This is a genomic window from Pontibacterium sp., from assembly GCF_041587635.1.
GTDB lineage: Bacteria > Pseudomonadota > Gammaproteobacteria > Pseudomonadales > Balneatricaceae > Pontibacterium.
The window spans coordinates 1-4,741 of record NZ_JBFGYC010000317.1; the positions used below are offsets into that span (position 1 = coordinate 1).

The 4,741-nt window shown below is 54.4% G+C and carries 5 protein-coding genes; 4 read left to right on the plus strand and 1 reads right to left on the minus strand.

The window, feature by feature from the left end; genetic code table 11:
• Positions 1 to 139 precede the first annotated feature (139 nt).
• The gene (locus ABYW01_RS14435) at positions 140 to 1,069 is read right to left on the minus strand and encodes a LysR substrate-binding domain-containing protein (RefSeq protein WP_372833901.1); all 930 of its coding nucleotides are present in this window, start codon (positions 1,067 to 1,069) and stop codon (positions 140 to 142) included.
• A 163-nt stretch (positions 1,070 to 1,232) separates the two neighbouring features.
• Here ABYW01_RS14435 and ABYW01_RS14440 point away from each other — a divergent pair, with 163 nt between their 5' ends.
• The 4 genes from ABYW01_RS14440 to ABYW01_RS14455 all read left to right on the plus strand — a co-directional run bounded on the left by ABYW01_RS14440 (position 1,233) and on the right by ABYW01_RS14455 (position 4,685).
• Positions 1,233 to 1,580 (plus strand): RidA family protein, encoded by a 348-nt coding sequence (locus ABYW01_RS14440; protein WP_193954717.1) that lies wholly within the window; start codon positions 1,233 to 1,235, stop codon positions 1,578 to 1,580.
• A gap of 75 nt (positions 1,581 to 1,655) precedes the next feature.
• The gene (locus tag ABYW01_RS14445) at positions 1,656 to 2,633 is read left to right on the plus strand and encodes a TRAP transporter substrate-binding protein (RefSeq protein WP_372833903.1); all 978 of its coding nucleotides are present in this window, start codon (positions 1,656 to 1,658) and stop codon (positions 2,631 to 2,633) included.
• Positions 2,634 to 2,805: 172 nt separating this feature from the next.
• Entirely contained in the window at positions 2,806 to 3,375 is a 570-nt protein-coding gene (locus tag ABYW01_RS14450; protein ID WP_372833904.1) for a TRAP transporter small permease, read from the plus strand.
• Positions 3,375 to 4,685: a TRAP transporter large permease gene (locus tag ABYW01_RS14455; RefSeq protein WP_372833907.1), complete on the plus strand. Its 1,311-nt coding sequence runs from the start codon at positions 3,375 to 3,377 to the stop codon at positions 4,683 to 4,685. The genes ABYW01_RS14450 and ABYW01_RS14455 overlap by 1 nt, the downstream gene beginning before the upstream one ends.
• The last annotated feature ends 56 nt before the right edge of the window (positions 4,686 to 4,741 follow it).

The following is a 4,741-nucleotide window of genomic DNA, read 5'->3' on the forward strand; positions in this document are numbered from 1 at the left end:
CCATAGAACAACCCTCGCAACAGGTCTTGCGAGTGAAAAAAGGTATGCAACGTACGTCTCCCAATCTCAATTCAGGAGAAGCAGCAGAAATAAAACAGTGTCGGAAGGAGAGCCTGCGATACTAACCGAGTGTGCAGCTTCAGGCTACTCCCACCTCGTCCGGCTCAATGGGTGTGAGCGGCACATGATAGGCCGCATAAGATTCAAAGCTGTCGATAAACTCCTGCGCCAGACCGGAAATTGGGCGGTTAACCGGCGTGATAAACCCGAAGTACATCGGCACGCTCGGATCAAACGGACGCGCAATCACGCCTTGCTCAGCAAACTGCAACGCTGTAAACGGGTCCACGATTGACACCCCCAACCCTTCCTTTACAAACGAGGCAGCGGTCGAGAGTAACGGTGTTTCGATACGTTCATCCGGCCGCGCCAGACTTTCGCGGATCGCCACATCGATGCGGAAACGCGTCACGGTATTTTGCGCACCAATAGCCACAAACGGCTCGCGGTCCAGATCAGCGGCGCTGACACGCTTCTGATCTTCAAAGCGGTGTCCAACTGGCGCAATACACTGACAATCCACCTTATAACAGGGACCAAACGCGATCTCCTTACTCTCAACCGGCAACATCGCCACCCCCAGATCAAACTGCTGGGCACCCACGCGATTCACCAGCTCCACCGATAAATGGGGCGCAAAAGTGGCCGAGACATCACCATGGCTACGCAGGAAACGACTCACGATAAGGGGCATCACACTGAACGCCAGTGCAGGCATCACCGCAATACGTAAACGTCCGCTGCGCATCATGCGGATCTGATCCGCCGCCTGCGACAGGTTATCCAGACCGATAAAGTGCCGCTCAACCTCTCGGTAGAAGGCGTGTGCTGCCTGTGTGGGGTACAAACGGCTGTTACGCCGATCGAACAGGGTAAAACCCAGAGACTCTTCCAAATCTTTGATCAATCGGGACACGGCGGGCTGGGAAACGTAGAGCATGCGCGATGCATCGCTCATTGATCCGGCTAACATCACCGCTCGGAAGGCCGCTAACTGTTTGGAATTCATAGTATTTCACCCAACCCATAACATTTACACATAGACTATTGAAATAATTGTATTGGAACTTATACCCCAGCACCAATAATAATAAATCCCGTCGAGAAGCACAGAAATTGATACACAGGAACGTGCTTGCAGGTTCCTGGCAAACAGTTGGAGAGAACGCTTAATGTCTATTGAACGTCATGACAGTGGCCAGCGTATGAGCCGCGCCGTGATCCATAATAATGTGGCTTACCTGTGTGGTCAGGTTCCCGCTGACGAAACCGTGGGTATTCGTGAACAAACAGCGTCAACGCTGAAGAAGATCGAAAACCTGCTGGCTGAAGTTGGCAGCGACAAGAGCAAACTGCTGTCCGTCACTATCTATGTCCGCGACATGAAAGACTTCGCAGCGATGAACGACATCTGGGATGCCTGGGTCGAAGAGGGTCAGGCACCAGCACGTGCGTGTGTTGAAGCGCGTATGGCACGTCCGTCACTGCTGGTAGAGATGTCCTGCATCGCTGCCATCTGAAGTGCTTGGCAAAGAGCACTTGAATAACCCTACACCCGATAGAACAATAAGTAGATCAAACAGGTGAAGATAAACATGAAACTGAAGAAACTGATTAAGCACGTAGCCGCGGCAACACTGGCCGTTTCCAGCACATTCGCAATGGCGGGTGAGAAGTGGGATATGCCGATGGCGTATACCGACAGCAACTTCCACACCCAAAACGCTAAAGCCTTTGCCGAAGCGGTGAAGGTCGCAACCGGTGGTGAGCTGGAGATCAAGGTCCACGGTGGTGGTTCTCTGTTCAAGGGTAACGAGATCAAGCGTGCGGTGCAGACCGGACAGGCTCAGATCGGTGAACGAATCCTTTCTGCACACGCCAACGAAGATCCGCTGTTTGCGATCGACTCCGTTCCGTTTCTGGCCACCTCTTTCGAAGAGTCCGATGCACTGATGGCGGCGGCTCGCCCTGCGTTTGAAAAGCTGCTGGATAAACACAACCTGGTGCTGCTGTACTCCGTGCCTTGGCCTCCGGGCGGTTTCTACGCGAAGAAAGAGCTGAACGGTACGGCTGACCTCGAAGGCGTGAAGTTCCGCTCTTACAACAACGCAACCGCACGTATGGCCGAACTGGCCGGTGCCGTTCCGGTACAGGTTGAAGCCTCTGAACTGAGTCAGGCGCTGGCAACCGGTGTTGCAGAATCGTTCATCTCCTCCGGTGCGACCGGTTACGACCGTAAAGTATGGGAAACCCTGACCCACTGGTACGACGTGAAAGTGTGGCTGCCACGCAACTACGTGTTTGTGAACAAACAGGCTTGGAACGATCTGGATGAGAGCACCCAGAACATCGTCAAGGGTCTGGCTCTGATGGCTGAGAAAGCCGGTGCTGCCCGTTCTGAGCAGCTGGCAGGCTGGTATATCGAACAGCTGCAGAAAAACGGCATGACCGTTCAGCCTGCAGGCGAGAAACTGGCAGCAGACTTTAAGAAGATAGGCGACACCATGACGGCTGAGTGGCTGGAACAGGCCGGTGACCGTGGTCAGGCTGTACTGGACGCCTACCGTAAGTAAGTAGCATCTCACCCCCTCAAATATTTATCCGCTACCAGAGGTAGATGGCAGATACAGAGGGGTACCTCCCTTGCACGGTGTTTTGCTCCTCACCTGAGCCGCCGTGCCTTTTCTGGTGCTGACAAGGATGCAGCGCACAAAGCACGACTAATATAAAAAGAACGATATCATCATGACTACCGAAACTATGACCCGGGAAAAACCCCGTACAGCATCGAAATCGCTGCTACGCAAAGGTTTGGATACCCTGTATCTGGCCTCCGGTGCGGTAGCTGCGCTGTTCCTGCTGGCAATTCTAGGCATTATTGTCGCGCAGATGGCCAGTCGCTGGATGGGACTGCAGTTCCCAGGTTCCGCCGACTATGCCGGATACTGTATGGCAGCCTCCTCATTCTTCGCACTGGCGTACACCCTCAACCGCAACGCGCACATCCGCGTCAGCCTGATTCTCAACATCGTCAAAGGCAAAGCCCGACGGGTAATGGATATCTGGTGTCTGAGCGTCGCAACCCTGCTGGCTGGTTATCTGGCATGGTTCGCCATCCGCAACGTTCAGCTCTCGCACATGATCCACGACATCTCACAGGGGCAGGATGCCACGCCACTGTGGATTCCACAGTCGGCTATTGCCATCGGCTCGGTGATTTTTACCATCGCCTTGCTGGATCACCTGATTCGTACCCTCATGGGTCACGACGATACTTTTGCTGAAGAGCACCACGTTGAAGGGGAGGAGTTCTGATGGATGAACTGACACTCACCGGGATATTCCTGTTTACTCTGTTTTTCCTGCTCGGCAGTGGCGTCTGGATCGGACTCGCTCTGCTGGGTGTAGCATTCGTGGGTATGGAGCTGTTTACCAGCCGTCCAACCGGCGATGCGATGTTTACTGCGATCTGGTCGGGTTCCTCCAGCTGGTCGTTGACCGCCCTGCCGTTGTTTATCTGGATGGGCGAGATCCTGTTCCGTACCCGTCTCTCGGAAGATATGTTTAAGGGGCTCGCGCCCTGGATGTCCGGCCTGCCGGGGCAGTTACTGCACACCAATGTGGTGGGTTGCACCGTGTTTGCTGCGGTTTCCGGCTCCTCTGCGGCCACCCTAACCACCGTCGGTAAGATGTCGATCCCGGAGCTGCGCCGTCGTGGTTACCCGGACTACATGATTCTCGGTACCTTAGTCGGTGCATCGACACTGGGCCTGATGATTCCACCCTCGCTCACACTGATCGTGTATGGCGTCACCATCAACGAATCGATCTCCAAACTGTTTATGGCGGGTGTCCTGCCGGGTCTGGTATTGGCGAGTTTGTTCATGGGTTACATTGCGGTGTGGTCGTTTATCCGCCGTCACGAAGTACCGCCTAAAGACGCGGTGATGACCTTCGGAGAGAAACTCTATAATTCACGCTTCCTGATCCCGGTCATTCTGTTGATTGGTCTGGTGATTGGTACGATCTACACCGGTGTGGCCACCGCAACTGAATCCGCTGCCTTTGGTGTGATCGGGGCGCTGAGTCTGGCGATGCTGCAAGGGTCACTCAGCAAAGACACCTTTGTGGAAAGCCTGATGGGCGCAACCCGTACCTCCTGCATGATCGCCTTGATTCTGGCAGGGGCTGCGTTCCTTGCTCTGGCGATGGGCTTTACCGGCCTGCCATTTACGGTGGCTGAATTTATTGGCTCGCTAGAGCTGTCGCCGCTGACGCTGATCTTTGCCCTGATGTGTTTTTACATCATCATCGGCATGTTCCTCGACGGTATCTCCTCTGTGGTGCTCACCATGGCTGTGGTTGAGCCGATGGTACGTCAGGCTGGTATTGATCTGGTGTGGTTCGGTATCTTCATTGTGGTGGTCGTTGAGATGGCACAGATTACGCCACCGATCGGCTTCAACCTCTTCGTGATGCAAGGCATGACCAAGAAACCGATCGGATATATCGCCAAAACAGCCTTCCCGATGTTCCTCCTGATGGTGGTCATGGTCGGTATTCTGGTGATGTTCCCGGAAGTGGCCACTTACCTGCCGGAAAATATGAAGCAAACACCCGGTTAGTTCATGACCTAAACCTGCTCGGGGCGTTGCCCCGGGCCGCTCCCGTTTTTCCAGAA